A 25,894-nucleotide genomic window follows, 5' to 3' on the forward strand; every position below is an offset into this window, starting at 1 on the left:
GGCGCAAGCGTTGGCCTGCGCCGGTTTTCGGAACACGTGGTGTGACTGGAGTTTTAGCCCGCGCTGAGCCGGACGCCGGCGCGGAGGAATTTCTGCGGATCGACCGCTTCGCCGTCGATCCGGGTCTCGTAGTGCAGATGCGGACCGGTGGAGCGGCCGGTCGAGCCGACGGCGCCGATCACCTGGCCGATCTTGACGTATTCGCCGACCTTGACGCCGATCTCGGAGAGATGGCCGTAGCGGGTCGACAGGCCGTTGCCGTGATCGACCTCGACCATACGGCCGTAGCCGCCGGCCCAGCCCGCCGAGACCACCTTGCCGTTGGCGGTGACACGTACCGGATCGCCCTGGGCGGCGCGGAAGTCGAGGCCGGTGTGCATCGCCGGACGGCCGAGGAAGGGATCGCTTCGGACGCCGAAGCCGCTGGTGAATTCGACCTCGCCGACGACGGGCTTGCGGTAGGGCACCAGCGCCAGGGTTTGGTTCAGCCGCTGCATCTGGGCGCGATTGATGTTGATGCGGTAGAGCTGGCGCTCGAACGTGCCGGCATCGGGCGCCAACTTCACCGGCACGAACGGGCCGCCCATGCCGGAGCGCGGCGTCGCCGATTCGAGCTGCGCCATGTTGAGGCCGAGGTCGGAGATCACGCCGCGCATCCGGCGCACCCGCGATTCGATGCCATCCTCGACCGAGGAGAGCGCGGCGACCTGGCGCCGCTCGACCTGGTCAAGCGAGGTCTGCAGACGGACCAGGACGTTGTCGACGCCCAATCGGTCGAAGCCTTGGGTCTTGGCGAACTGGTTCGGCTGCGCCCTGGCAACCAGCGGCGCACGCGATTCGAGCCGCGCCTCGCGATCCGGCGGCGCCACGAAGATCACCGTGTCGCTGATCGGGGAAGGTTTTGGCGTGCCGGAGGAGGGCGCAGCCTCGGCGCGGCCCTGCGGCTTGATCGACCCGGTGGTCGCAACATCAGGCATCGCGCCGAGCGCGGTGGCGCGCGATTCCAGCGCCGACTGCCGCTTCATGATCTGGTCGAGCTTCTGGTCGAACTGCTCCTGATCGAGCAGTTGGCGGCTGGTGGCGCGGTCGACCTTGGAGCGCAGCTCGGAGATGCGGTCCTCATAGGCGTACTGCATCTCGGCCTGGCGCGCGATCAGCCGGGTCAGGACGTCGTCACGGAACGCGAAATAGGTCGCAGTCGCGGCCGACCACATGCCGAGCAGGACCACGGTGCCGACCGCGATCCAGAACACGACGGGCCCGAACCGGACCTGCTTGCCGGCATGAACAAGCGTATAGCCCTCGCCGGAGGCCGCCACCGCCGGTGCGGCTTGATGGGCTGCGGGACGGCGCGCCGGCGCCCGGCCATGGTCGTGCGGATGATGGTGTTTTTGGTGTTCCTGGTGATGACCGGACCGGCTCGACATCGGTACTCCCGCGGCCGGTCGGACCAAGCTCCGTACGGCTAATTTGCGGCGCCGATTTGAGCCCGCCATGGTTAATTTTCAGGAAACGGAACCCTCCCATCAGAGCGATCGGGCAGCCTCCAATACCGCTTCGGCATGGCCGTCGACCTTCACATGGCGCCAGACGCGGGCGACTTTTCCACTGGAATCGACCAGAACCGTTGTGCGAATAATTCCCATGAAGGTCCTGCCATACATGGATTTTTCGCCCCAGGCGCCATACGCCTCCAGCATCTGGTGCGCCGGGTCGGAGACGAGCGGCACGGACAATTGGTGTTTGTTTCGAAATGACTCCTGCGCCTTAACCGTATCGGCGGAAATGCCGAGCACCTCTGCACCCGAAGCTGCGAACTCGCTTTTGAGCCGGGTGAAGTCGATCGCTTCCCTGGTGCAGCCGGGGGTGTCGGCACGGGGGTAGAAGAACAGCACCAGCTTCTTCCCGGCAAAATCCTTCAGCGAAACGCTGCCGCCGCCGTCGCGCGGCAGGTCGAAGCCAGGTGCCGCGGCGCCTTCGGCAAGTGTGACGGCGAACGGCTTGGTCACGGTCGCGGCCGGCTTCGGCTTTAACGGTTTCGATGCGGCCTTGTGCGAGGCTTTGCCTTGAGCACCCGCTGCGGTCTTGGTCCTTGTTGTTTTGGCTGCTGCCTTCTTCGCAACCGTTGTGCGGGTTTTCGTCGCGGACTTCCCGGTGCTTGCGCTGGCGGCGCGCGCAACCTTTGTTGCGATCCGCTTTCCGGTTGTGTTGGAGGATTTCTTGCGCGTTTTCTTGGACATACGCCTTCCTTTCGTCGCTTTCCGAAGCTCAACCATTGGGATATTGCGGGTCTCATTCGCGGCGGCCGGATTCGCATCGGCTGCTGGGCAAGTTTGATGGCCGCGGAGTATGGTGACAAGGAATTCGACGCGTTACCCGTCCACTTGCTGAATTGGCTTTTGATTGATTGGTTTGGTCCGTTCTGGGGACCATCGGCGAGTAACATGATTAGGCGAGGATAGGCGGCGATGCCGGCACAGGAGCGCTCGATACTAGTCGACGGGCGCCTCGATGGCGGTGATCAGCTTCGCCGTCAGCACCGAGAGGCAATGGCAAGGAACACGTCGCCGCAGGGTCCAAATCCGCGCGCCGGGACGGACTTCTCGCAATGGGAAGACGACGCCGCGTGGGACGAGCAGGATGAGGCGGCGGGCAACCGTGCGCGGCAATTGCTGGCGCGTTCCAACACCAACCTGCATCGCTTCACCGATCTCTGTTCCGGCATGCAGCGCCGGCTGAACGGCGAGCGCTGGATCCGTCGCATCGGATTGGTCTTCGTGGTGCTGGTCGTGCTGTTCGCGACCTGCTTCGGCGCGCTGTGGTGGCGGCTCGGCGCCGGTCCGATCAATCTCGACATGGCGACGCCGTGGCTTGCCGCGGCGATCGAGGAGAATATCGGCCACGGCAACACGGTCGAGGTCGGCGGAACGCAGATCGAGCGCGCCGGCCGCGTCAGGATCGCGGTGCGCATCCGCGACATCATCGTCCGCGACCGCGACCATGCGGTCGTTGCCAGTGCGCCGAAAGCCGAAGTGCGCCTGTCCGGAACGGCGCTCCTGATGGGCCAGTTGCGGGCGGAGAGCCTCAACCTGGTCGATGCGGAACTGTCGGTGCGCATCACGCCCGACGGCAATGTGACCGTGTCCGCCGGCGACACCGCAAAACCGTTGGCCACCGGTGTTGCCTCCAAGCGCGAGGCGGGGATGCCGCCGACATTCCCGCGTCCGGCACCGCCCGTTGCCTTGCCGCCGGTTGCCTCCGAGCCTTCGGCGGCCGCACCCGATTCGGCCCAGAGCGGGTTGCTCGCCGGTCTCGACTGGCTCGACAGCCTCAGCCTGACCGGCCTCGACGGCCAGAACCTCAACGAGATCGGCCTGAAGAACGGCAATCTCGTCGTCGACGACCAGCAGCGCGGCAACAAATGGAGCTTCGAGAACATCAGTCTGAGCCTGCGGCGCCCGAGTGACGGCGGCGTTGCGCTGAGCTTCGGTGAGGACGGCGCGAAGCCCTGGTCGGTCCGCGTCCTGGTTGGACCGCAGCAGAACGGTGTGCGTTCGGTCGACATCAAGGCCGACAAGGTTTCCACCAGGAACATCCTGCTCGCGCTCAGGACCAAGGATCTCACCTACACGGCCGACCTGCCGCTGTCGGGCGAGATGAAGGGCGAGCTCGGCCGCGACGGCCTGCCCACCTATTTCCGCGGCAAGATCAATGTCGGCGCCGGCAACATCATAGACACCGATACGCCCGACTACCCGATGCCGGTCGATTCGGCCGAGATGAGCGTTGAATGGGATTCGGGGCGGCGGGTGCTGCTGGCGCCGATCAAGATCGTCTCGGGCGCCAACCGCATTACACTGCTCGGCCATCTCGAGCCGCCGAACGACAACGTCACCGACTGGCAGGCGGGCCTGTCCGGCGGCACCATCGTGCTGGCCGGCGCCGACAAGAACGAGCCGCCGCTGATCTTCAATCGCATCAACATCGGGTTCCGGTTCGACACCGAGAAGAAGCGCGTTCTGCTGACCCAGGCCGACATCTCCAATGGCGAGATCGGCGTCGCCGGCACCGGCACCATCGACTATTCCGGCGAGCCGCGGTTGCAGCTCGGATTCGCCGGCACGCCGATGTCGGCCTCCGCCTTGAAGCGGATGTGGCCGATCATCATCGTCCCCGAGGTGCGCGAATGGGTGCTCGAGCGGATCGACCGCGGCACGCTCCAGCGCATCGATGTCGGCGTCAATTCGCCGGTGCACAATCTGTCCCGCAAGGGACCGCCGATCCCGGATGATGGCCTTTCGGTCAACATTGTCGCCTCGGGCGTCACGGTGCGCCCGGTGGATCAGATGCCCGCGGTGCATGATGCGGATCTGAAGGCCAGGGTGACCGGCCGCACCGCGACCGTGACCATCAACCAGGGCATTGCGGACACGCCGGCGGGCCGCAAGATCACGCTGTCGGATTTCACCTTCGAGGTGCCGGATATGGCGCCGAAGCCGTCGCCGTCGAAGGTCAAGTTCCGGGTCGACTGTCCGGTGCCGGCCGCCGCCGAAATCCTTGCGTCCGACCGGCTCAGCGATCTCTCCGGTCCGCCGATCGATCCCAACGCCAGTAAGGGCAACGTCACCGCGACGATCAATCTCGGCATGCCGGTGAAGGGCGAGCTGACCAAGGCCGAGACGCTTTACTCGGTCACCGCCGACATCTCCGGCGTTGCCGTCGACAAGCTGGTGATGAACCAGAAACTCGAGGCCAATACGCTGAAGGTGATCGCCGGTAACGCCGGCTTCCAGGTCAAGGGCGACGTCAAGATCAACGGACAGGCGGCTTCGCTCGACTACCGCAAGCCGGCCGACGGCGACGCTGACGTCAAGCTGCAGGCGACGCTGGATGATGCGAGCCGCGCGCGCCTCGGGCTTGATCTCGGCCCCGCAGTCTCGGGCGCGATTCCGGTCAAGCTGAGCGGCAAAATCGGCAGCGGTGACAATCCCACCACCAAGATGGGCGTCGAGGCTGACTTGACCCAGCTCAAGCTCGACAACATTTTGCCCGGCTGGGTCAAGGCGTCGGGCAGGGCGGGCAAGGCGACCTTCAACGTGGTGCCGAAGGGACAATCGACGCGGTTCGAGGATATCTCGATCGAAGGCAGCGGCGTTTCGATCAAAGGAGCGCTCGAGGTCGACCAGAACGGCGACCTCATGAACGCGAACTTCCCGACCTATGCGCCGTCCGAAGGCGACAAGACATCGCTGCGGGCCGATCGCGGTCCCGACGGCGTGATCAAGGTGACGATGCGCGGCGACGTGTTCGATGGCCGCGGCTTCCTGAAATCGGCGATCTCGGGCCGCGATAGCGATCCCAAGAGCAAGACCAGGAGCACCGATTTCGACGTCGATCTGAAACTCGGCGCGGTGGCCGGCTTCAACGGCGAGGCGCTGCGCAGCGTGGATGCCAAGGTCTCGCGCCGCAACGGGTTCTTCAAGGCGTTCACGCTGAGCGGCAAGGTCGGCCGCGATACCCCCGTCAGCGTCGATATGCGCGGACGCCAGCAGGGCCGCGAGGTGATCTACCTGCAGACCGGCGACGCCGGTGCGTTCCTGCGCTTTATCGACACCTATTCGAAGGTGATCGGCGGCCAGCTCACGCTTGCGATGGAGCCGCCGATCCCCGAACCGAGCCCCAGGGAAGGACTCATCAACATCACCGGCTTCTCGGTGAAGGGCGAAACGCAGCTCGACCGCGCTGTCGCCGGCGGGCCGGTCAGCACCCAGAACGGCATCGGGTTCGACGCCCTGCGCGCCGAGTTTACGCGCCAGAGCGGCCAGCTCTCGATCCGCAACGGCGTGGTCAAGGGGCCGAGCATCGGCGCCACCATCGAGGGCAGCATCGACTATATCGGCAACCAGGTGCGGATGAACGGCACCTTCATTCCGATGTACGGATTGAACAACATGTTCGGCCAGATCCCGTTCTTCGGGATTTTCCTCGGCGCCGGCAGCAATGAAGGCCTGATCGGGGTGACCTATGAAGTGGTGGGCACGCCGAGCGCGCCCGTGCTGCGCGTCAATCCGATCTCCGCCCTTGCGCCCGGCCTGACGCGCAAGATCTTCGAGTTCAAGCAGTACGGTCCGAACGATCTGCCGACGACGAATAACTAAAGCGTTTTCGAGCGAAGTGGATGCCGGTTCGCGTCAAGAAAACGCGTCAAAAGGATAGCTAGCGCGTCAGCTCATTCCCTCCACGGCGATGAGACTTGCGGGTCATGGCCCGGATCATCAATCACTACCTGCGTCATGCCCATGCCTGGGATGCCGATCGGAGCACGGCCGGCCGGAACGACAAGCCGTGCCATGATCGCTTCATCGCTGCGCTGCCGGGCTCGGCGAGGGTGCTCGACCTCGGTTGCGGACCAGGTTTTCCGGCCGCCCGGCACATGGCTGAATGCGGGCTTCGCGTCACCGGCGTCGACTCCTCTCCGACCTTCATGGCCCTGTGCCGGCAGCGGCTCCCGGAACACGAATTCCTTGTCGGGGAGGTGCGGTCGCTCGAGCTTGCCCGTCAATTCGACGGCGTGCTCGCCTGGGACAGTTTTTTCCATCCCGCGCCGGACGAACAGCGCCGGATGTTCGACGTGTTTGCCCGGCACGCCGGTCCGTCGGCAGTGCTGATATTCAACAGCGGGCCGAGATTTGGCGAAAGCATCGGCCAGTATCGGGGCGATCCGCTCTATCACGCGAGCTTGGGGCCGGACGAATACACGGCGCTGCTTGATGGCATCGGCTTCGACGTCATCGCCCATGTCGTCGAGGATTGGGCAACCGCAGGCGGCCGTACGGTGTGGCTCGCGCGAAGTCGACTTCACGGAATGGCATAGGAAAGCGGCGCCCGAAGCGATCGGGCGCCGCTGATTTCAAGTCTGCGGCAAACGTCCTGCTCAACGGTCGAGACCGGGCAGGGCTGTGGTGTGCTCCGCGCGGGCGCCGGTCAGCTTGTTGGCGTTGAGGTGGAGTGCGCGCAGGATCGTGGGTGCGACCTGCTTGGTCTCGACCTTCTCATCAACCACGGCACCTTCGAAGCCCGGGTTGGCGACGACCAGCAGGACGTGGGTATCGTCATCGGTGAAGCCGCCGTGCTCGGAGACCTTCTTCGAGCTGCCGCTGTAGATCGTGCCGTGGAGCGGCTGGATAATGATGTCCGGCGTGCGGCCCTGGGCCGGGTTGCCGAACTTGTCCTTCAGCTCGTCGCCGGCATAGATCTTCTCGATCCGGGCCTGGTTCAGGAGGACCTTGTCGTTCTCGAGGATGCCGACGGCCTTCGTGGCCTGGGTCTGATCGGCCAACCAGATCAGCGAGACGTCGTCGGCCGTCTCCTGCGCCACCTTTACGCCGCCGGCGGTCAAGAGGTCGACCGGGTCGACCACGTCGGCATGGCCCTGCAGCAGCCTCGGATTGGAGCTGCCCTTCAGCATGTGAAGCTGGCTCACGTCGATCGGTGACTGGCCATGCTTCGCGCCGACGACAACCAGGGTATTCTTCGTGAGATGCTGCTTGTCGAGCTGTTCAAGCATCTGGCCAAGCGAGCTGTCGACGAACTCGAGCGACAGTTCGAGCTGCGCGCTTGGTGTGCCGGCCGCGTCGATGTAGCCATCGGCGGTGATCTTCTGTCCGACGCTGACGGCCTGGAAATTCATGCCCAGGATCGCCGGCACGCCAACGGTCTTGGTCCCGGTGTGGTCGAGGCCCTTGATCCAGTTCAGGACGGCGGTGACCTTCAGATTGTCATAGTAGCGGGTGTAGACCGGATTCACGGTCCAGTCGTCGCTGGCCTGTGGCGTCGGGATCAACTGGGGTGCGGTGGCAAGCACGGTCGTCGAATTGATCTCGGGCGCATAGAGCTCATCGAGACCCTTGCCGGAGGGGCCGCTGATGATCTCATAGGCCGGGTGCTTGTCCGACCAGGCCGTGCGCAGGCCGGCCTCGTGGATGACTTCCATGATCGTCGTGGTGTCGTTCTTCAGGTATGCGTGCGGATAGACCGGCTGGCAAGCGCTGCCGACCTTGCGCAGCGGCAGGTTCGCCGGATTGATGTGGTCGGAATTCGCCGGACCACCGCCGTCGAGCTTGTTCAGATCGTAATCGAGCGCTTCGAAGTATGTGGCTTCGGTGCCCGGCTTGCCCTGGCAATTGCTCCCGGGCGGATACAGGGTCTGGTCATAGGTGTCGTCGTAGAATACGCCGTGCGTCTTCGGCGATGCGCCGGTCATGAACGCCAGGAGCCCCGGGAAGGAATCCGACGGGTGCGAGGTGTGTGCGTTGGTGTAATGCACACCGTGCCTCAGCAGCTTGGCGAAGCTCGATGTCGGGTGGCTCTTGACGTAATGCTGCAGGTCGACCTCGTGCATGCCGTCGACGCTGAGCAGAAGCACGTGTTCGATGGTGCGATGATCGTCATCGTCGGCGCGCACGACCGTGCTGACTGCGCTTGAGCCGAGCAAGATTGCAATCGCGAGCTTTCCAAATCCATTCATGATTGATGCCCTCCCTGGAGAAAACCGGCTTCCTTGAATACCGCTGTGAACACGACGGTGATGTGAAACCGGAATGATGATGCCATGACCATCCCGTGATGATCGCACAGCGAACTATCCGCAGCCGTCGTACGCCACCCTCGCATTGAAAAATCATACATTGGGAAAAGCGGTGATCGTCACAGGATTGCGCCCCGCTTGCGGGGCGTCATCGACATGTGGCTGGTGGCCTCGCTGCGGGCGCGCTCGGCGACGCCATCCATTGCCGTCAGAGCGCGGCTGAACGCCTCTCCTAAGGCATGATCCGGAAAAGTAGTTGTCGGAAAAGATCATTGCTTCGATCAAGAGCCAACCCGCGAAGGCGATTCAAGCTAATCTCATCGCGCTTCCGGGCCCGGCTGAGGCGATACCGTCCGGCTTGTCTGTCATCTCTGCTCAGCGCCGCAGTGCCGGCACCACCAGGAACGGGATCAGGCCGAGCACCACGTTGACCAGCGCGAAGCCAATCAGGGGATTGTAGCTGTGAGTCCAGTCGTGGATCAGGCCGCCGCCCCACGAGCCGAGGCCGGAGCCCAGACCGCTGCCGATCATGATGGTGCCGTAGATCGTGCCGACCCGCTCGCCGCGGAAGATTTTCAGCGCGGTCGCGGTGATCAGCGGACCGCGCGAGCCGATCATGCTGCCGAAGCTGATGATGAAGCCGGTCAGCAGCCAGTAGTTCGGATACCACTGCAGCAGCCAGAGCAGGATGATGCCGATAATCGAGACGCCGTAGCTGAACAACACCGATGGCCTGCGGCCGATGATGCCGTCGAGCGTCGACACGCCGAGCATGCCGACGAACAGTGCGACGCCGGAGAATCCCCAGGCGGTGGCGGCCTGCAGCGGTGGGAAGCCGACATCGATCAGGTAGGCGACGATCTGCGCCGTCAGCGCATACATCGCAATCGCCGTGAAGAAGAAGGTGGAGAACAACGCCCAGAAGGCATGGTGTCGCATCGCGCCGAGCAACGTCCAGCCTTCATCGATCAGGCCGGTCTCGGCCCTCTTCACGATACGCGGCGATCCGCTGGCGAGCAGCCGCCACGGCAGAAAGACAAGCGGCACAAGCAGGCAGAGCGCGCCGATGCCGAACACCTGATAGGCCTCGCGCCAGCCGATCCGGTCGATCAGCACCTGCGACAGCGGCAGCAGCAACAAGAGGCCCGCGCCGGTTGCCGAATACATCACGGCCATCGCCGTCGGCAGCCGCGGCCCGAACCAGCGGCCGAGCAGGATCGAGTTCGACACGTTGCCGATCAGCGCGGTGCCGAAGCCGACACACAGGCCGACGCTGAGCTGGAATTGCCAGAGCTGCTGTGCGTGCGAGGCGATCAGGAATGCGCAGCCGAGCAGCGCCAGACCCAGCGCATAGACCACGCGCGGACCCGAGCGGTCGAACAGGCGTCCGACCAGTGGCGCGGTCAAGCCGCTGGCGAGCCAGGTCAGCGAATAGACGGAGACCACCGAGGCGCGGTCCCAGCCGAAATTTTCCGAGATCGGTTTCAGGAAGACCGTGAAGCTGTCGCTGAGGCCGCGCCCGAGAACTGACAGCACGAAGCAGAGCGCGAGCACGTTCAGTGCGACGCGCGACTGTTTCGCCGGCGTTGCAAGCGTGTCGTTCGGAGGCGTGGCCTGATCCATCGGAAAGCAGGGAGCGCGCTTTCGGCACCCCCTGCAACCGACAAATGCGAATGCGCCTATGCGGGCTTCAGCAGGACGTGGCGCTTCTTGCCGAGCGACAGCTTGACCACGCCCTCGGGCGTGAGATTGGCCGACGTCAGCAGCATCTTCTCGTCGGTGACGCCGACGTCGTTGACGCGCAGTCCGCCGCCCTTGATCTGCCGGCGCGCTTCGCCGTTGGAGGCGACGAGCTCGGCCTTGACGAAGGCAGCCAGCACGCCGACGCCGCCTTCAAATTCGCCAAGCGGAATTTCCACCGTCGGCAAGGTTTCGGCCAGTGCACCTTCCTCGAAGGTACGGCGCGCGGTCTCGGCGGCCTCATTGGCCGCATCGCGGCCGTGGAGCAGGGCGGTCGCCTCGGTCGCCAGCACCTTCTTGGCTTCGTTGATCTCGCTGCCAGCCAGCGCCGCGAGCTTGCTGATCTCGCTCGTCGGCAGGATGGTGAACAGCTTGAGGAACTTGACGACGTCGGCGTCCTCGACGTTGCGCCAGTACTGCCAGAAGTCGTACGGCGAGAACTGGTCGGCGTTGAGCCACACCGCGCCCTTGGCGGTCTTGCCCATCTTGTCGCCGGAGGCGGTGGTGAGCAGCGGCGTGGTCAGCGCGAACAGTTGCGGCGTGCCCATGCGGCGGCCGAGATCGACGCCGTTGACGATGTTGCCCCACTGGTCGGAGCCGCCCATCTGCAGCCGGCAGCCGGTGCGGCGCGACAGCTCGACGAAGTCGTAGGCCTGGCAAACCATGTAGTTGAACTCGATGAAGCTCATCTCCTGCTCGCGCTCGAGCCGGAGCCGCACCGAGTCCATGGTCAGCATGCGGTTGACCGAGAAGTGCCGGCCGATGTCGCGCAGCATCTCGATCCAGTTCAACTTGGTCAGCCACTCGGCATTGTCGAGCATGATGGCGTCGGAATGCCCGTCGCCATAGCGCAGCACCTTGGCGAACACGCCGCGGATCGAGGCCTTGTTGGCTTCGATCTCCGCCACCGTGCGCATCGCGCGCGTCTCGTCCTTGCCGGAGGGGTCGCCGACCATCGTGGTGCCGCCGCCCATCAGCGTGATCGGCTTGTTGCCGCTCTGCTGCAGCCAGTACAGCATCATCATGGTGAGGAAGTTGCCGATATGCAGCGACGGCGCGGTGCAGTCATAGCCGACATAGGCGGTCGCCTCGCCCTTCGCGGCAAGCGCGTCGAGGCCCTCGAAATCAGAGCACTGGTGGACGAAGCCGCGTTCCTGTAGAGTGTTCAGGAAATCCGATTTAAATGCAGTCATTTGTCGGCTGGCCAGATCATTCTTGTTTTACGGTTTTTGCATCTATTTGCGGAACCTTGATGCTTGAGGCTGCCGCAGTCGGACGCGCAGTGGCATTATAGGATGTACTTGTTTGAGACAAGCCGGGGGTTCCCGGCTGGGGCGCTTCCAGCATGATGTTAACGGCACTCGGTCTGATGAGCGGTACCTCGCTCGACGGGGTCGACGTGGCATTGATCGAGACCGACGGCCGCCAGATCAGGGCCTTCGGCCCGTCGGGCTATCGGCCCTACACCGACGGCGAGCGCAGCCTGCTGCGCCAGGCGCTGACGGAAGCCGTTCATCTGTCGCAGCGCGACGCCCGGCCGGGGATATTGCGGCAGGCCGAACAGGCCGTCACGTCAGCCCATGCCGAGGCGGTCGCCGGGTTCACGGCGCAGAACCGGATCTCCGCCCAGGAGATCGACATCGTCGGGTTCCATGGCCAGACCGTGCTGCATCGCCCCGAGCGGAAGTTGACGGTGCAGATCGGCGATGCCCTGGCGCTCGCCAAGGCCATCCACATTCCGGTGATGCATGATTTCCGCGCCGCCGATGTCGAGGCCGGCGGGCAGGGCGCGCCGTTCGTGCCGGTCTACCATCGTGCGCTGGCGCAATCGCTGAACCGCGAGGGGCCGATCGTCGTGGTCAATATCGGCGGCGTCTCCAACATCACCTATATCGATGGCACGGACACGCTGATCGCCTGCGACACCGGGCCGGGCAACGCGCTGCTCGACGACTTCATGTTCCGCCAGATGCACCAGCCGTTCGACACCGGCGGACGTTTTGCCGGTCAGGGCAGGCCGGACGAGACTTGGATCGCCGACGCGCTGAAGCTGCCGTTCTTCTCAGCTCCGCCGCCGAAATCACTCGACCGCAATGATTTCGCAAGCCTCAAGCTCGGCGCCGTGGCGCCGGCGGACGGCGCCGCGACGCTGACCGCCTTCACGGCGGCCGCGATCGCCCGCGTCGTGCCGCTGCTGCCGAAGGTGCCGAAGAGCTGGATCGTCGCCGGAGGCGGCGCCTCCAACCTCACGATGCTGCGGATGCTGCGCGACCGGCTGGCGCCGGCGCTGGTCGAGCCCGCCGAGGCGCTCGGCTGGGCGGCGGATGCGATCGAGGCGCAGGCCTTCGGCTTCCTCGCCGCGCGTGGCATGAAGGGCCTGCCGCTGAGCTATCCCGCCACCACAGGGGTGCCGATCCCGATGACTGGGGGCATCATCGCGCGACCGTGATTTAGATGCAAATGCATCTACCTTGACAGTTCCATGCCGCTGCATTTAATTCGATGCAGCTGCATTGAACGCGAGGTTCGTCATGGCCGCCCTGAAGCTGATCAGCCACAAGCTCTGCCCCTATGTGCAACGCGCGGTGATCGCGCTGCACGAGAAGGGCGTGCCGTTCGATCGGATCGACATGGATCTCGCCGACAAGCCGGACTGGTTCCTGAAGATCTCGCCGCTCGGCAAGGTGCCGGTGCTGGTCGTCACCGGCGACGACGGCAAGGAGGTCGCGCTGTTCGAGAGCAACGTGATCTGCGAGTACATCGAGGAGACGCAAGGAGGCGCGAAGCTGCATCCGGAGGGCGCGCTCACGCGCGCCGAGCATCGCGCCTGGATGGAGTTCGGCTCGGCCATTCTCGGCGATCTCTGGGGGCTCGAGACCGCGACCAATGCCGCGGCTTTCGAGAGCAAGCGGCAGGCGGTCGCCGCGAAATTCGCGCGCGTCGAGGCGGCGCTCGGCGCCGGTCTGTTCTTCGCAGGCCAGAAGTTCAGCCTGGTCGATGCGGTGTTTGCGCCGGTCTTTCGCTATTTCGATTTGTTCGACCAGTTGACCGATCTCGCCGTCTTCACCCACGCGCCGAAGCTTCGCGCATGGCGCAGCGCGCTGGCGCAGCGGCCGAGCGTGCGCCGCGCCGTTTCACCTGACTATCCGGCGCTGCTGCACGCGTTCCTGGTCGCCCACCGCGCGCACATGCTGAAGCTTGCCGCGTAATGTCGCACTCCATTGCCTGGATCGCACTGATCGTCGCCGGTCTTCTCGACGTCGGCTGGGCCATCTCGATGAAATATGCCGAAGGCTACACGCGGCTCGGCTGGACGCTGGTCTCGCTGGTGCTGCTCGCCGCGTTCGTGTTCCTGCTCGGGCGCGCGCTGCAGGTGCTCGGCGTCGGCGTCGCCTACACGGTATGGACCGGCATCGGCGCGGCCGGCACGCTGACCATGGGCGTACTGTTGTTCAACGAAGCCTTGAACCCGATGAAGGTTGCGGGAATCGCGTTCGTGCTGATCGGCATCGCCGCGCTGAAACTGGCGCCGGAGTAGATCCGTAGCCCGGAAGGAGCGAAGCGCAATCCGGGATCAGTTGTGCCACAAGTGATAGGTGTCCCGGATTTCGCTGCGCTTCGTCCGGGCTGCAAGGTCAGCGGGTTAAGCTGCTTCAGCGCACGTTGGCGAGACGCATGTCGAGATAGCCGGTCACCGTCTCCATCAACGGCTCGAGCTTGCCGTCGAAGAAGTGGTTGGCGCCGGGGATGACCTGCTGGTCGATCACGATGCCCTTCTGCGTCTTCAGCTTCTCGACCAGCGTGTTGACGTCCTTGGGCGGCACCACCGCATCCTTGTCGCCGTGCACGATCAGGCCCGAGGACGGGCAGGGCGCGAGGAACGAGAAGTCGTAGAGATTGGCGGGCGGCGCGATCGAGATGAATCCCTCGACCTCCGGTCGGCGCATGAGGAGCTGCATGCCGATCCATGCGCCGAACGAGAAGCCTGCAACCCAGCAGGCACGCGCCTCCGGATTGATCGCCTGCGCCCAATCGAGCGCGCTGGCGGCGTCAGACAATTCGCCGGTGCCGTGATCGAACGAGCCCTGGCTGCGGCCGACGCCACGGAAGTTGAAGCGCAGCACCGAGAAGCCGCGATGCGCGAACGCGTAGTAGCACTGATAGACGATCTGGTGGTTCATCGTGCCGTGGAACTGCGGATGCGGATGCAGGATCATCGCAATCGGCGCGTTCTTCTGCTTGGCCGGATGGTAGCGGCCCTCGAGACGGCCAGCAGGGCCGGTGAAAATGACTTCAGGCATTGCGTTCCTTCGATTGACGTCGATCAATCAACCGGTTGGAGCCATCTTCAACGACGGTGCGCGAACAGAGCGGCTCATGATGAAATCGGCGCAGGCACCGTCGGGCGGCACGCTGGAGGGCCTTCTAGCATGACGCAAGGGGCAAAAATCAAGGAAATTGTGCTGCTTGGCTGGCGCGAATCCATTTCGTGACGCGCGCGCCGCAGCGATCCGGATCAACACTGCGAGTTGTTCGTAGGCTACCTGAAGTTTCAGTTTGTCACATTGGTATCGCGCTCACGGCGCGGCGAATGTCTTGCCTGGCAACAAGACACGACGCTCGGTAGGGGTGAAAAATCTCTCGTGCCGGCGACTCTGATCTGGTCTCGGTGCCCGACTGTCGTTATGTCGCAGTGGAGGGCCGCGACCACGGTGATTGCGGCGGACAAGCTCCATGGCTGATCGCGTCTATCTCGACTGGAACGCCACCACGCCGCTTCGCCAGGAGGCGAAGGCGGCGATGGCTGCTGCGTGGGAATTGAGCGGCAACCCGTCCTCGGTGCACAGCGAGGGACGGCAGGCGCGACGGCTGATCGAGGATGCCCGCGATGCGGTGGCGAAGGCAGTCGGCAGCCGGCCGCAGGATGTCGTGTTTCTATCCGGCGGGACCGAGGCCAATGCGCTCGCATTGACGCCGGGATTGCGCCGCGGTGCCGGCGCGCCGGTGCGGCGGCTCCTGGTGTCCGCCATCGAGCATGCATCCGTCCTCGCGGGCGGGCGGTTTTCGAGCGATGCGATCGGCGCGATCAACGTCACGCGCGCCGGGGTGATTGATCCCGACCATCTGCGGGCGCTGCTGGCCGACGGTCCGCCCGCTCTGGTCTCGGTGATGCTGGCGAACAACGAGACCGGTGCCATTCAGCCGGTGGCTGACGTTGCCGGGATCGTTCACGCGGCCGGCGGCCTGCTGCATGTCGATGCGATCCAGGCGTTCGGGAAGATCCCGTTCGATCTGTTCTCAACCCAGGCCGACCTGGTGACGCTGTCGGCGCACAAGATCGGCGGACCGAAGGGCGCAGGCGCGCTGGTGCTTGCCGAAGGCCTTGAGGGGCTGGAGCCGTTTTTGCGCGGCGGCGGGCAGGAGCTCGGGCGGCGGGCAGGGACCGAGAACGTCGCGGGGATCGCGGGCTTTGGTGCGGCCGCAAAGGCCGCGATGGCGGCGCTGAAGGCCGACGCCGCCCGCGTCAGAGGGCTGCGCGACCGGCTTGAGCACGGGCTGCGGCAGACGCCGGACGTGCTGATCTTCTCTGACGATGTTGGGCGGTTGCCAAATACCGTTCTCTTCACTGCTCCCGGCATGAAGGCTGAAACGGCGGTCATCGGCCTCGACTTGGCGGGGGTAGCGGTCTCCTCCGGTTCCGCCTGCTCCTCGGGCAAGGTCCAGCCGTCTCACGTGCTTGAGGCAATGGGGTACCGTTCGGAGGTGGTCCAGGGAGCGGTGCGGCTCAGTCTTGGCTGGTCTACCACGGAGACAGACGTGGATTTGACCCTCAAGGCTTGGCGAAAGCTCGCCGATACCCTAGTTAAGGGAGGACGACGAAACACAGCTTGAACTGTTCTAAGCGGATTTCGTCAAAAGCATCGTAAGAGATTTTCGGAACTTGATATCCACCGCGGTCCTTGAAACCGCGAGCGGAGGATTGAATGCCTGCTGTACAAGAGACGGTCGAGCGCGTCCGGCGCATCGACGTCGACCAGTATCGATATGGGTTTGAGACGCTGATCGAATCCGACAAGGCCCCGAAGGGGCTGTCGGAAGATACCGTCCGCTTCATCTCCGCAAAGAAGAATGAGCCGGCGTGGATGCTGGAATGGCGCCTGGAGGCGTATCGCCGCTGGCTGACCATGACCGAGCCGACCTGGGCGCGCGTCGACTATCCGAAGATCGACTACCAGGACATCTACTACTACTCGGCGCCGAAGCCGAAGAAGACACTGTCCTCGATCGACGAGATCGATCCGGAAATCCTCAAGACCTACGAGAAGCTCGGCATCCCGCTCCGCGAGGTCGCGATCCTCGAGGGCGTCGAGCCGCCGCCCGGCGGCGAGCCGTCAGCCAACCGCAAGATCGCGGTCGATGCCGTGTTCGATTCGGTCTCGGTTGCGACCACCTTCCAGAAGGAGCTGAAGGCGGCCGGCGTGATCTTCATGCCGATCTCGGAGGCGATCCGCGAGCACCCCGAGCTGGTGCAGAAATATCTCGGCACCGTGGTGCCGACCTCGGACAACTATTTCGCGACGCTGAATTCGGCTGTGTTCTCCGACGGCTCGTTCGTCTACGTGCCGCCGGGCGTGCGCTGCCCGATGGAGCTGTCGACGTATTTCCGCATCAACGAGCGCAACACCGGCCAGTTCGAGCGCACGCTGATCATCGCCGACAAGGGCTCCTACGTCTCCTATCTCGAAGGCTGCACTGCGCCGCAGCGCGACGAGAACCAGCTGCACGCCGCCGTGGTCGAGCTCGTCACGCTCGACGATGCCGAGATCAAGTATTCGACGGTGCAGAACTGGTACCCGGGCAATTCCGAGGGCAAGGGCGGCATCTACAATTTCGTCACCAAGCGTGGTGACTGCCGCGGCAAGAATTCCAAGATCTCCTGGACCCAGGTCGAGACCGGTTCGGCGATCACCTGGAAGTATCCGAGCTGCATTCTGCGCGGCGACAATTCGAGCGGCGAGTTCTACTCGATCGCGATCTCGAACGGCTTCCAGCAGGTCGATAGCGGCACCAAGATGATTCACCTCGGCAAGAACACGTCGAGCCGGATCATCTCCAAGGGCATCGCCGCCGGCAGGTCGCAGAACACCTATCGCGGCCTCGTCAGCGCCCACCGCAAGGCCACCGGCGCGCGCAACTACACCGCCTGCGACTCGCTTCTGATCGGCGACAAATGCGGCGCGCACACCGTGCCCTATGTCGAGGCCAAGAATTCCTCGGCGACGTTCGAGCACGAAGCGACGACGTCGAAGATTTCCGAGGACGTGCTGTTCTACTGCGTCCAGCGCGGGCTCTCGCAGGAGGAAGCCGTCGGCCTCGTCGTCAACGGCTTCGTGAAGGACGTGCTGCAGCAACTCCCGATGGAGTTCGCGGTGGAAGCGCAGAAGCTGATCTCGATCAGCCTTGAAGGTTCGGTTGGCTAATCCATCCCGCTGAAGGGCGCGGCCGCCGCGCGCTTTCCGGATGATGCTCAGGAAGAATGAGATGTCTCTGCTTGAAGTGAAAGATCTGAAGGTCCGTGTCGAGGAGCGTGAGATTCTCCACGGGCTCTCGCTCACGGTGAACCCGGGCGAGGTGCACGCGATCATGGGGCCGAACGGCTCCGGCAAGTCGACGCTGAGCCACGTCATCGCCGGCAAGCCGGGTTACGAAGTCACCGACGGGCAAATCCTGTTCCGGGGCGAGGACCTGCTGGAGATGGAGCCGAACGAGCGCGCGGCCAAGGGCGTGTTCCTGGCGTTCCAGTATCCGGTCGAGATTCCCGGCGTGACCACCTGGAACTTCCTGCATGCCGCGCTGAACGCCCAGCGCAAGGCGCGCGGCGAGGAGGAGATGTCCTCGCCGGCCTTCCTGAAGAAGGTCCGCGATGTCGCCAAGTCCTTGAACGTCCCGCAGGACATGCTGAAGCGCGGCGTCAATGTCGGCTTCTCCGGCGGCGAGAAGAAGCGCAACGAGATTTTGCAGATGGCGCTGTTCGAGCCGGCCGTCTGCATCCTCGACGAAATGGATTCCGGCCTCGACATCGACGCGCTGCGGATTGCGGCGGACGGCGTCAACGCGCTGCGCTCGCCGGAGCGCGCGATGGTCGTGATCACCCACTATCAGCGGCTGCTCAACTACATCGTGCCCGATTTCGTGCACGTGATGTCGAAGGGCCGGGTGGTGAAGAGCGGCGGCAAGGAACTGGCGCTGGAGCTGGAAGAGTCCGGTTACACGCAGTTCGAAGACGCTGCCTGACAGGTGCGAGTTTTGAGATGAACGTTGTTGCAAAGACCGAGAGCGGGCGCGCGCTGGGCGATGCGTTCGCCGTGGTGCGCGACCGCCTGCCGGGCAAAGGCGAGATCGCCGATCAGCGGCGTCAGGCATTCGAGGCTTACGAGCGCCTCGGCCTGCCGCATCGCCGGATCGAGGATTGGAAATATACCGACCTGCGCGCGCTGATGCGCGAGGTGCTGCCGCTCGCGCCGGCGCCGGATGCAGCGGCGCTGAGCCGCGCCGCTGCCGCCGTCAAGCTGCGGGCGATCGACGGCGTGCGCCGCCTGGTGCTGGTCGATGGCGCCTTTGCGCCGGATCTCTCTGATCTCGGAAATCTCGAGAAGGGGCTCGGCATCCGTCCGCTGCGCGAGGTGCTCGATGCCGGCGACGGCGCGCTCTCCGGACAGGCTTTCGCCTCCGACATCTCCAATCCGATGATTGCGCTGAACGGCGCGATGGCCACCGACGGCGTCGTCATCGAGGTCGCCGACGGCACGGTGCTGGCCCAGCCGCTGCACATCGTGCACGTCGCGTCGGGCACCGCGCCGGTTGCGATGTTCACCCGCTCGCTGCTCCGGCTCGGCCGCGATACCGGCGCGACGCTGGTGGAGAGCTATCTCGCCGGCGAGGGCGCCAAGGGCTACCAGACGCATGACGGGCTGGTTGTCGCGATCGGCGACAATGCGCGGCTCGATCACATCAGGCTGGTCGAGGATTCCATCGACGCCTTCAACATTTCCTCGGCGACCATTTCGATCGGCGCGCACGCCCATTTCAACACGTTCGGCATGACCTCGGGCGGCCATGTCAGCCGCTATCAGCTCGCGGTCACGTGCGCCGGCGAGGGCTCGAAGGTCGAAACCAACGGCGTCAATCTGATCAACGGCAAGCAGCACGCCGACACCACGCTGTTCATGGATCACGCGGTGCCGAACTGCGCGAGCCGCGAGATCTTCCGTGCCGTCGTTGACGACCGCGCCCATTCCGTGTTCCAGGGCCGCATCGTCGTCCGTCCGGATGCCCAGAAGACCGACGCCAAGATGATGACCCGCGCGCTGCTGCTGTCCGATGACGCAGAAGCCGATAACAAGCCCGAGCTCGAAATCTTCGCCGATGATGTCACCTGCGGTCACGGTGCGACCACCGGTGCGCTCGACGAGAGCCTGCTATTCTACATGCGCGCGCGCGGACTGCCCGAGAAGGAGGCGCAGGCGCTTCTGATCCAGGCCTTCGTCGGCGAAGCGATCGAGACCATCGCCAGCGACGCCCTGCGCGAGGTCGCAATTGCCACCGCGCAGCGCTGGCTGGAGGCGAGGGCGTGAGCATGCACAAGGCGGTCGCCAACGGCACTTACGATGTCGCTCTGGTGCGACAGGATTTTCCGGCGCTCGCCATGCAGATTTACGGCAAGCCGCTGGTCTATCTCGACAACGCCGCCTCGGCGCAGAAGCCGAACGCGGTGCTCGACCGCATGACCGAGGCCTACAAGACCGAATACGCCAACGTGCATCGCGGCCTGCATTACCTCGCCAATGCCGCGACGGAGGCCTATGAGGGCGCCCGCGGCAAGGTCGCTGATTTCATCAACGCTCGCCGCAATGAAGAGATCATCTTCACCCGCAACGTCACCGAGGCGATCAACCTGGTGGCGTCGTCCTGGGGTGAACCCAATATCAAAGAGGGCGACGAGATTGTCCTCTCGATCATGGAGCACCACTCCAACATCGTGCCGTGGCATTTCCTGCGCGAGCGCCATGGCGCCGTGATCAAATGGGCGCCGGTCGATGACGAGGGCAATTTCCTGATCGAGGAGTTCGAGAAGCTCCTGACGCCGCGCACCAAGATCGTCGCGATCACGCAGATGTCGAACGCGCTCGGCACGCTGGTTCCGGTCAAGGAAGTGGTCCGGCTCGCCCACGCCCGCGGCATTGCGGTGCTGGTCGACGGCGCGCAGGGTGCGGTGCATCTGCCGATCGACGTCCAGGATCTTGACTGCGATTTCTACGCCTTCACCGGCCACAAGGTGTACGGGCCGACCGGAATCGGTGCGCTGTACGCCAAGCACGAGCATCTGGTGGCGATGCGGCCGTTCAACGGCGGCGGCGAGATGATCCGTGAGGTCGCCAAGGACTGGGTCACATATGGCGATCCGCCGCACAAGTTCGAGGCCGGGACGCCGCCGATCGTCGAGGCGATCGGGCTCGGTGCCGCGATCGACTACGTCAATTCGATCGGCAAGGAGCGCATCGCCGCGCATGAGCATGAGTTGCTGACCTATGCGCAGGAGCGCCTGCGCGAGATCAACTCGCTGCGCGTGATCGGAACCGCCCGCAACAAGGGGCCGGTGATCTCCTTCGAGATGAAGGGCGCGCATCCCCACGACGTCGCGACCGTGATCGATCGTCAGGGCATTGCCGTACGCGCCGGCACGCATTGCGTGATGCCGCTTTTAGAGCGGTTCAACGTGACGGCCACCTGCCGCGCATCCTTCGGGATGTATAATACAAGGGAAGAAGTCGACCATCTGGCGCAGGCGCTGATCAAGGCGCGGGAATTGTTCGCATGACCGATACAGCCGAAGTCAAGACGGCCATCATGGAAACCACCTCGGCGCTGCCGGCGGAGGAGACCGAGCGCATGAGCGGCGAGATCGTCGCGGCGCTGAAGACGGTGTTCGACCCGGAAATCCCGGCCGACATCTACGAACTCGGCCTGATCTACAAGGTCGATCTCAAGGATGATCGCTCCGTCGATATCCTGATGACGCTGACCACCCCGAACTGCCCGGCCGCGGGCGAACTGCCGCAGATGGTGGAGAACGCAGTTGCCAGTGTTCCCGGCGTCGGCGTCGTCAGTGTCAATCTGGTGTGGGATCCGGCCTGGACGCCGGACCGGATGTCGGACGAGGCGCGCCTCGTCCTCAATATGTGGTGATGCGTTAGGAAACTAAACTTAGGCTCGAGAAGATCGGCAATTGATTTGCCGCTGGGACTGACCACATGAGTGACATGACGCAAGCCTCACCAACCCCAGCCAAGCCGAAGCGGCCGCGCCCGCAGGTCATGAAACTGACCGATGCGGCGGCGGAGCGGATCACCGAGCTGACCAAGCGCGCGGATTCCGAGATCGTCGGCCTGCGCGTCGGCATCAAGAACGGCGGCTGCGCCGGACAATCCTACACCGTCGAATACGCCCATGAGATCCGTCCGACCGACGAAGTGGTCGAGGACAAGGGCGTTAAGATCCTGGTCGATCCGAAGGCCGTGCTGTTCCTGCTCGGCACCGAGATGGACTACAAGGCCGACAGGATGCAGGCCCAGTTCGTGTTCAACAACCCGAACCAGGTCTCCGCCTGCGGTTGCGGCGAATCGGTGCAGCTCAAGCCGGCGACGGTCTGATCGCCGTCGCGCGGGCCGGGCGCGCAACCGCGCGCCAGCCAAAGGCTGTCCATCAATAGCCACCATTGTTGCGGGTCGACGCGGTCGTCGACCATACTGCTCGCCACACGCGCGGCATTCGGATGCGCGCCGGCAAGGGTGGATACATGGACCGCGAATTCCTGATCGACCTGTTCACCGATTTCGGCCCGGTCACGCTGCGCCGGATGTTCTCCGGCTACGGCATTTCCGCCGACGGCACCAATTTCGCGCTGGCGCTGCGGGCCGGGCTCTACTTCCGCGCCGACGACCAGACCATTCCGCAATTCGAGGCGGAAGGCGCAAAGCCGTTCCAGTACCAGACGAGCACAAAGACGGTCGTGGTCAATTCGTACTGGCAGCTGCCGGCGCGATTGTTCGACGATTCCGAGGAGCTTGCGGTGTGGGCGCGCTCGGCGCTCGCCGCCGCCCAGCGCGCCGCGCTGCGCAAGCGGCCGAGGAAACCAGCGGCTGCGCGGAAGACGAAGGCGCCGGCGAAGAAGTCTGCGGCAAAGAAGAGCGCTGCAAAGAAGGCTGCGGCGAAGAAGGCCGCGGCGAGGAAGTCTACCGCAAAGCCGTCTGCGGCGCAGAAGAGGCGTGTGAAACGGAAAAAGTCGTCCTCTCCTGAGCGAACGCGCATTTTGCGCGTCTGAAGGAACGGCCAGAGGTCACGCCACGCGGGTCTGGGTCTCGGCGTTGTATTCCGGATCGGCTTCGCAGATCACGCGGTTGCGGCCGGCGCGCTTGGCGGCATAGAGGCAGGCGTCGGCGCGCTCGATCAGCGAATCGGTGTCGTCCGCCGGCTTCAGCATAGAGACGCCGACCGAGATCGTGACCCGCCCGAGGATCTCGCCGGTCGACTTCTTCTTCAGCTCCTTGGCCATCACGGCGCGGCGGATGTGGTCGGCAACCGTCAGCGCCTGGCGCAGCGCGGTGTTGGGCAGCACCACCGCGAATTCCTCGCCGCCATAGCGCGCGGTGATGTCCTGGCCCTTGATGTTCTGCTTCAGCGACTGCGCCACAAGCCGCAGCACCTGGTCGCCGGTGAGATGGCCGTAGGAGTCATTGAACGACTTGAAGTGATCAATGTCGAACATCAACAGCGACAGCGGCTCGCCGCTGGCGAGCGCGGTCTGCACCGCCATGTCGATCGAGCGGTCGAAATATTTCCGGTTGCCGAGGCCGGTGAGCGGATCGGTCAGGCTCTCGGCGCGGATCGCCTCGAGGCTGTGTTGCAGGTCGCTGATCTCCGACTTCGACAGCGCGAGCCGGTTCTCCAATGCCTGATTGGTCTCGCGCATCTCGTGCGTCGACTTGGCCAGGCCCGCCACGATAGTCTTGATCTGGTCGCGGGTCGTTGCGGTCGAGAGGCGGTCGCTTGCGCCGACGAGGCTGGCGTCGTAGGTCGCGGACACACCGAGCGCGTCGGTGATCAGCCTCATGACGGCGTCGATCTCGCCGATGACGCGCGCGCCGACCTTGTCGATGCGGTCCGAGGTCTTGATGTGCGAGAGATAGGTTTCGTAGATCTGCTCGAGGTCGGCTTCGCTGAGCTTGCCGCTGCGCGCCAGCGTCTCGTTGATGACCTTGTTGAGCGGTGCGTTGTATCCGCTCGCATAGACATACCAGATTTCGTAGTTACGGGGGATGGCGGTCTGGCGAAGCGAGCGAATTTGACCAAGCGCGACTTCGGCAAAGGCCAACGTACGTTCGTGTTCGTCCAGCAGCTTGACCACTGTTACGTCCTCAATACACGCAATACCGGTTATGCCCGGCAGCAAATGACTAAATTATTGGCGCGAGGGTACGGGACGAGAGTGAAGGCAAGGTAAACAGTGGAACTCCGGGACTTGGCCGCGACGAGCTCGCTTCCGTCGACGATCGAGCGCAGGCTTTCGGAAAGCGTTTCGCTTGCTCCCCACTTCGGTGCGAAAGCAGCGCGTGTTTGCTTCAAAAGCGAGGGATCAGCGTATGCGTCGCTCAATGGCGGCGACACATATTTCCGGAATACCGCCGCTCGCGCGGCGGCAACACGGCAAGTCTTACGCGCGTGCGCGCACTGGTCGCAGCAGGAAAGCGGGCAGGTGCGAGTGATCGGCGGGCTCGTGGTCCACCTCACGCTGCGGCCGCCGCGGCTCGGCACGCCCGATCGACGGCACGTGCGACGGGGCGGCTTGCGGGGCCGAGTTGCGGCCGTGGCGCGGTTCGCGCTCCGGTTTGGCGGCACGCTCCTGGCGGGGCTCCTGGTCGTGACGGGGCTCGCGTTCGCCCTGACGCGCCTCGCGTTCACCGTGACGCGTCTCGCGTTCACCGTGACGCGGTTCGCGCTCGCGCCGAGGCTTGCGACCGCCGCGGGCGCCGTCGCGCGAACCTTCGCGGCCACGCGAGCGGCGCGGCGCCGCGTCATCCTCAGATGCTTCGCTATGGACGGTGTAGTCGCCCTCGGCACGCGGGATCTGCTGGCCGATCAACTTCTCGATCGCGGCCATCGACTTGTTGTCGAGCGAGGTGACGATGGAGATCGCGGTACCGGTGCGTCCGGCGCGGCCAGTACGGCCGATGCGGTGAACGTAATCGTCGGGGTGGTGGGGCACGTCGAAATTGAAGACGTGGCTGACGGCAGGAATATCGAGGCCGCGGGCGGCGACGTCGGAGGCAACGAGCAGCGGAATCTCGCCCCTGCGGAATTGATCCAGAGCAGCGGTGCGGGCGGATTGATCCATATCGCCGTGGAGCGCGCCGACACTGAAGCCGTGCTTCTGGAGTGATTTGTGAAGGACGGCGACTTCGCGTTTGCGATTGCAGAAGATAATCGCGTTGTTGAGATCCTTGGCGTCGCGCAGCAGGCGGCGGAGTATCTCGCGCTTGTCATGCGCTTCGCGACCGGCCGGGACCTGCAATTGCGTTACTGTGACGGCGGTCGTCGCTGGCTTGGAAACTTCGATCCGTGCAGGATTATGCAGGAAAGCCTCGGTGATGCGGCTGATCTCCGGCGGCATCGTCGCGGTGAAAAACAGCGTTTGCCGTGTGAAGGGGACGAGCTTGCAGATGCGTTCGATGTCGGGAATGAAACCCATGTCGAGCATGCGGTCGGCTTCGTCGATCACCAGCAACTCGACGCCGGTGAGCAGCAATCCGCCGCGTTCGGTGTGGTCGAGCAGGCGGCCGGGCGTTGCGATCAGGACGTCGACGCCGCGCATCAGCTTGGAGTCCTGGTCGCCGAACGAGACGCCGCCGATCAGGAGCGCAACGTTGAGTTTCTGACCGGCGCCGTATTTGTCGAACTGCTCCTTCACCTGCGCGGCAAGCTCGCGGGTCGGCTCGAGGATCAGGGTGCGCGGCATCCGTGCCCGCGCGCGGCCCTTCTCCAGCAGTGTGAGCATCGGGAGAACGAAGGCAGCGGTCTTGCCGGTGCCGGTCTGGGCAATGCCGAGGACGTCGCGCCGCGCGAGAACGTGCGGGATTGCCTGTTCCTGGATGGGAGTGGGGGTGGTGTAACCGGTGGCCGCGACTGCGGCGAGGACCTTATCGGACAGGCCTAGATTGGAAAAAGACATTGAGCCTCTGGTCGAAACCGCCGTTCGGCATCGCAGGTAAAAGGCTGTCGCGTTCGGCCCCGAAACGGCTCGCTTTTCTATAAAGCTCGGGGGCTCTGACTAACGCTGACGGACGGCAAACCTGACGAATCGCGTTTCGATCCGAGGGCCGCGTTGCCACGCAACATAGGGGCGAACCCGGTAAAGTCAATCTTGGAACCGGGCGGATAGCCGAAAAAGCTTAATGTTTTCGCCAAAATAAGCTCCGCTTCCGTCATTTGGCGGTCAAATGAACCATCACC

21 protein-coding genes are annotated in these 25,894 nt (G+C 64.3%); 13 read left to right on the forward strand and 8 right to left on the reverse strand.

Translation table 11 applies throughout. The features are described from left to right. Window positions 1–53 precede the first annotated feature (53 nt). On the reverse strand, window positions 54–1,427 hold the full coding sequence (locus ABIB78_RS06355; protein WP_429022697.1) for a peptidoglycan DD-metalloendopeptidase family protein: 1,374 nt from the start codon (window positions 1,425–1,427) through the stop codon (window positions 54–56). 99 nt (window positions 1,428–1,526) lie between these two features. Then, window positions 1,527–2,240, reverse strand: coding sequence for a redoxin domain-containing protein (locus ABIB78_RS06360; RefSeq protein WP_429022699.1), 714 nt, complete (start codon window positions 2,238–2,240; stop codon window positions 1,527–1,529). Window positions 2,241–2,468: 228 nt separating this feature from the next. Between ABIB78_RS06360 and ABIB78_RS06365 the strand changes: the two genes are divergently transcribed. Then, window positions 2,469–6,158, forward strand: coding sequence for a DUF3971 domain-containing protein (locus ABIB78_RS06365; protein WP_429022701.1), 3,690 nt, complete (start codon window positions 2,469–2,471; stop codon window positions 6,156–6,158). A 104-nt stretch (window positions 6,159–6,262) separates the two neighbouring features. Further along, window positions 6,263–6,874 carry a class I SAM-dependent DNA methyltransferase gene (locus ABIB78_RS06370; RefSeq protein WP_429022703.1) on the forward strand — a complete coding sequence of 204 codons (612 nt, stop codon included), beginning with the start codon at window positions 6,263–6,265 and terminating at the stop codon, window positions 6,872–6,874. A 60-nt stretch (window positions 6,875–6,934) separates the two neighbouring features. Here the strand turns inward: ABIB78_RS06370 and ABIB78_RS06375 are convergent, their stop codons facing one another. From ABIB78_RS06375 to tyrS, 3 genes are all read right to left on the reverse strand, one after another. Then, window positions 6,935–8,527 (reverse strand): alkaline phosphatase family protein, encoded by a 1,593-nt coding sequence (locus ABIB78_RS06375; protein ID WP_429022705.1) that lies wholly within the window; start codon window positions 8,525–8,527, stop codon window positions 6,935–6,937. Between the two features lie 435 nt (window positions 8,528–8,962). Further along, the gene (locus ABIB78_RS06380; protein WP_429022707.1) at window positions 8,963–10,210 is read right to left on the reverse strand and encodes an MFS transporter; all 1,248 of its coding nucleotides are present in this window, start codon (window positions 10,208–10,210) and stop codon (window positions 8,963–8,965) included. Window positions 10,211–10,266: 56 nt separating this feature from the next. Then, on the reverse strand, window positions 10,267–11,520 hold the full coding sequence (gene tyrS / locus ABIB78_RS06385) for a tyrosine--tRNA ligase (RefSeq protein WP_429022709.1): 1,254 nt from the start codon (window positions 11,518–11,520) through the stop codon (window positions 10,267–10,269). A 152-nt stretch (window positions 11,521–11,672) separates the two neighbouring features. Here tyrS and ABIB78_RS06390 point away from each other — a divergent pair, with 152 nt between their 5' ends. The 3 genes from ABIB78_RS06390 (at window position 11,673) to ABIB78_RS06400 (ending at window position 13,865) form a co-directional block, all read left to right on the forward strand. Further along, window positions 11,673–12,776, forward strand: a complete 1,104-nt coding sequence (locus ABIB78_RS06390) for an anhydro-N-acetylmuramic acid kinase (RefSeq protein ID WP_429022711.1) — start codon at window positions 11,673–11,675, stop codon at window positions 12,774–12,776. 82 nt (window positions 12,777–12,858) lie between these two features. Further along, window positions 12,859–13,536 carry a glutathione S-transferase family protein gene (locus ABIB78_RS06395; RefSeq protein WP_429022714.1) on the forward strand — a complete coding sequence of 226 codons (678 nt, stop codon included), beginning with the start codon at window positions 12,859–12,861 and terminating at the stop codon, window positions 13,534–13,536. Beyond that, on the forward strand, window positions 13,536–13,865 hold the full coding sequence (locus tag ABIB78_RS06400; protein WP_429022716.1) for a DMT family transporter: 330 nt from the start codon (window positions 13,536–13,538) through the stop codon (window positions 13,863–13,865). The genes ABIB78_RS06395 and ABIB78_RS06400 overlap by 1 nt, the downstream gene beginning before the upstream one ends. 115 nt (window positions 13,866–13,980) lie before the next feature. Here ABIB78_RS06400 and ABIB78_RS06405 read toward each other — a convergent pair whose 3' ends face one another. Beyond that, on the reverse strand, window positions 13,981–14,628 hold the full coding sequence (locus ABIB78_RS06405; RefSeq protein WP_016843213.1) for an alpha/beta hydrolase: 648 nt from the start codon (window positions 14,626–14,628) through the stop codon (window positions 13,981–13,983). 433 nt (window positions 14,629–15,061) lie between these two features. Between ABIB78_RS06405 and ABIB78_RS06410 the strand changes: the two genes are divergently transcribed. The 8 genes from ABIB78_RS06410 to ABIB78_RS06445 all read left to right on the forward strand — a co-directional run bounded on the left by ABIB78_RS06410 (window position 15,062) and on the right by ABIB78_RS06445 (window position 22,709). Continuing rightward, window positions 15,062–16,219 (forward strand): cysteine desulfurase family protein, encoded by a 1,158-nt coding sequence (locus ABIB78_RS06410; protein WP_429022720.1) that lies wholly within the window; start codon window positions 15,062–15,064, stop codon window positions 16,217–16,219. A 92-nt stretch (window positions 16,220–16,311) separates the two neighbouring features. Beyond that, window positions 16,312–17,808, forward strand: coding sequence for a Fe-S cluster assembly protein SufB (gene sufB / locus ABIB78_RS06415; protein WP_429022721.1), 1,497 nt, complete (start codon window positions 16,312–16,314; stop codon window positions 17,806–17,808). Between the two features lie 61 nt (window positions 17,809–17,869). Beyond that, window positions 17,870–18,622, forward strand: a complete 753-nt coding sequence (sufC, locus tag ABIB78_RS06420; RefSeq protein WP_429022723.1) for a Fe-S cluster assembly ATPase SufC — start codon at window positions 17,870–17,872, stop codon at window positions 18,620–18,622. Between the two features lie 17 nt (window positions 18,623–18,639). Further along, entirely contained in the window at window positions 18,640–19,962 is a 1,323-nt protein-coding gene (sufD, locus tag ABIB78_RS06425) for a Fe-S cluster assembly protein SufD (RefSeq protein ID WP_429022725.1), read from the forward strand. Beyond that, window positions 19,959–21,206, forward strand: coding sequence for a cysteine desulfurase (locus ABIB78_RS06430; RefSeq protein WP_429022728.1), 1,248 nt, complete (start codon window positions 19,959–19,961; stop codon window positions 21,204–21,206). Before sufD ends, ABIB78_RS06430 begins: the two co-directional genes overlap by 4 nt. Further along, window positions 21,203–21,574, forward strand: coding sequence for an SUF system Fe-S cluster assembly protein (locus tag ABIB78_RS06435; RefSeq protein WP_429022731.1), 372 nt, complete (start codon window positions 21,203–21,205; stop codon window positions 21,572–21,574). The genes ABIB78_RS06430 and ABIB78_RS06435 overlap by 4 nt, the downstream gene beginning before the upstream one ends. A gap of 74 nt (window positions 21,575–21,648) precedes the next feature. Further along, window positions 21,649–22,038, forward strand: a complete 390-nt coding sequence (locus tag ABIB78_RS06440; protein ID WP_429023007.1) for a HesB/IscA family protein — start codon at window positions 21,649–21,651, stop codon at window positions 22,036–22,038. A 146-nt stretch (window positions 22,039–22,184) separates the two neighbouring features. Beyond that, complete coding sequence (locus ABIB78_RS06445) at window positions 22,185–22,709, forward strand: TfoX/Sxy family protein (RefSeq protein ID WP_429022734.1); 525 nt, start codon at window positions 22,185–22,187, stop codon at window positions 22,707–22,709. 15 nt (window positions 22,710–22,724) lie between these two features. Here ABIB78_RS06445 and ABIB78_RS06450 read toward each other — a convergent pair whose 3' ends face one another. After that, the gene (locus ABIB78_RS06450) at window positions 22,725–23,792 is read right to left on the reverse strand and encodes a GGDEF domain-containing protein (protein WP_429022737.1); all 1,068 of its coding nucleotides are present in this window, start codon (window positions 23,790–23,792) and stop codon (window positions 22,725–22,727) included. A gap of 306 nt (window positions 23,793–24,098) precedes the next feature. Beyond that, window positions 24,099–25,613, reverse strand: a complete 1,515-nt coding sequence (locus tag ABIB78_RS06455) for a DEAD/DEAH box helicase (RefSeq protein ID WP_429022739.1) — start codon at window positions 25,611–25,613, stop codon at window positions 24,099–24,101. Window positions 25,614–25,894: the final 281 nt, after the last annotated feature.

The organism is Bradyrhizobium sp. I1.14.4 (assembly GCF_050435825.1).
In the GTDB taxonomy this organism is placed as follows: Bacteria; Pseudomonadota; Alphaproteobacteria; order Rhizobiales; family Xanthobacteraceae; genus Bradyrhizobium.

Coding starts and splice junctions, on each gene's coding strand:
- ABIB78_RS06355 (WP_429022697.1), bottom strand. CDS start 1,427: ATGTCGAGCCGGTCCGGTCATCACCAGGAACACCAAAAACACCATCAT.
- ABIB78_RS06360 (WP_429022699.1), bottom strand. CDS start 2,240: ATGTCCAAGAAAACGCGCAAGAAATCCTCCAACACAACCGGAAAGCGG.
- ABIB78_RS06365 (WP_429022701.1), top strand. CDS start 2,469: ATGCCGGCACAGGAGCGCTCGATACTAGTCGACGGGCGCCTCGATGGC.
- ABIB78_RS06370 (WP_429022703.1), top strand. CDS start 6,263: ATGGCCCGGATCATCAATCACTACCTGCGTCATGCCCATGCCTGGGAT.
- ABIB78_RS06375 (WP_429022705.1), bottom strand. CDS start 8,527: ATGAATGGATTTGGAAAGCTCGCGATTGCAATCTTGCTCGGCTCAAGC.
- ABIB78_RS06380 (WP_429022707.1), bottom strand. CDS start 10,210: ATGGATCAGGCCACGCCTCCGAACGACACGCTTGCAACGCCGGCGAAA.
- tyrS (WP_429022709.1), bottom strand. CDS start 11,520: ATGACTGCATTTAAATCGGATTTCCTGAACACTCTACAGGAACGCGGC.
- ABIB78_RS06390 (WP_429022711.1), top strand. CDS start 11,673: ATGATGTTAACGGCACTCGGTCTGATGAGCGGTACCTCGCTCGACGGG.
- ABIB78_RS06395 (WP_429022714.1), top strand. CDS start 12,859: ATGGCCGCCCTGAAGCTGATCAGCCACAAGCTCTGCCCCTATGTGCAA.
- ABIB78_RS06400 (WP_429022716.1), top strand. CDS start 13,536: ATGTCGCACTCCATTGCCTGGATCGCACTGATCGTCGCCGGTCTTCTC.
- ABIB78_RS06405 (WP_016843213.1), bottom strand. CDS start 14,628: ATGCCTGAAGTCATTTTCACCGGCCCTGCTGGCCGTCTCGAGGGCCGC.
- ABIB78_RS06410 (WP_429022720.1), top strand. CDS start 15,062: ATGGCTGATCGCGTCTATCTCGACTGGAACGCCACCACGCCGCTTCGC.
- sufB (WP_429022721.1), top strand. CDS start 16,312: ATGCCTGCTGTACAAGAGACGGTCGAGCGCGTCCGGCGCATCGACGTC.
- sufC (WP_429022723.1), top strand. CDS start 17,870: ATGTCTCTGCTTGAAGTGAAAGATCTGAAGGTCCGTGTCGAGGAGCGT.
- sufD (WP_429022725.1), top strand. CDS start 18,640: ATGAACGTTGTTGCAAAGACCGAGAGCGGGCGCGCGCTGGGCGATGCG.
- ABIB78_RS06435 (WP_429022731.1), top strand. CDS start 21,203: ATGACCGATACAGCCGAAGTCAAGACGGCCATCATGGAAACCACCTCG.
- ABIB78_RS06440 (WP_429023007.1), top strand. CDS start 21,649: ATGACGCAAGCCTCACCAACCCCAGCCAAGCCGAAGCGGCCGCGCCCG.
- ABIB78_RS06445 (WP_429022734.1), top strand. CDS start 22,185: ATGGACCGCGAATTCCTGATCGACCTGTTCACCGATTTCGGCCCGGTC.
- ABIB78_RS06455 (WP_429022739.1), bottom strand. CDS start 25,613: ATGTCTTTTTCCAATCTAGGCCTGTCCGATAAGGTCCTCGCCGCAGTC.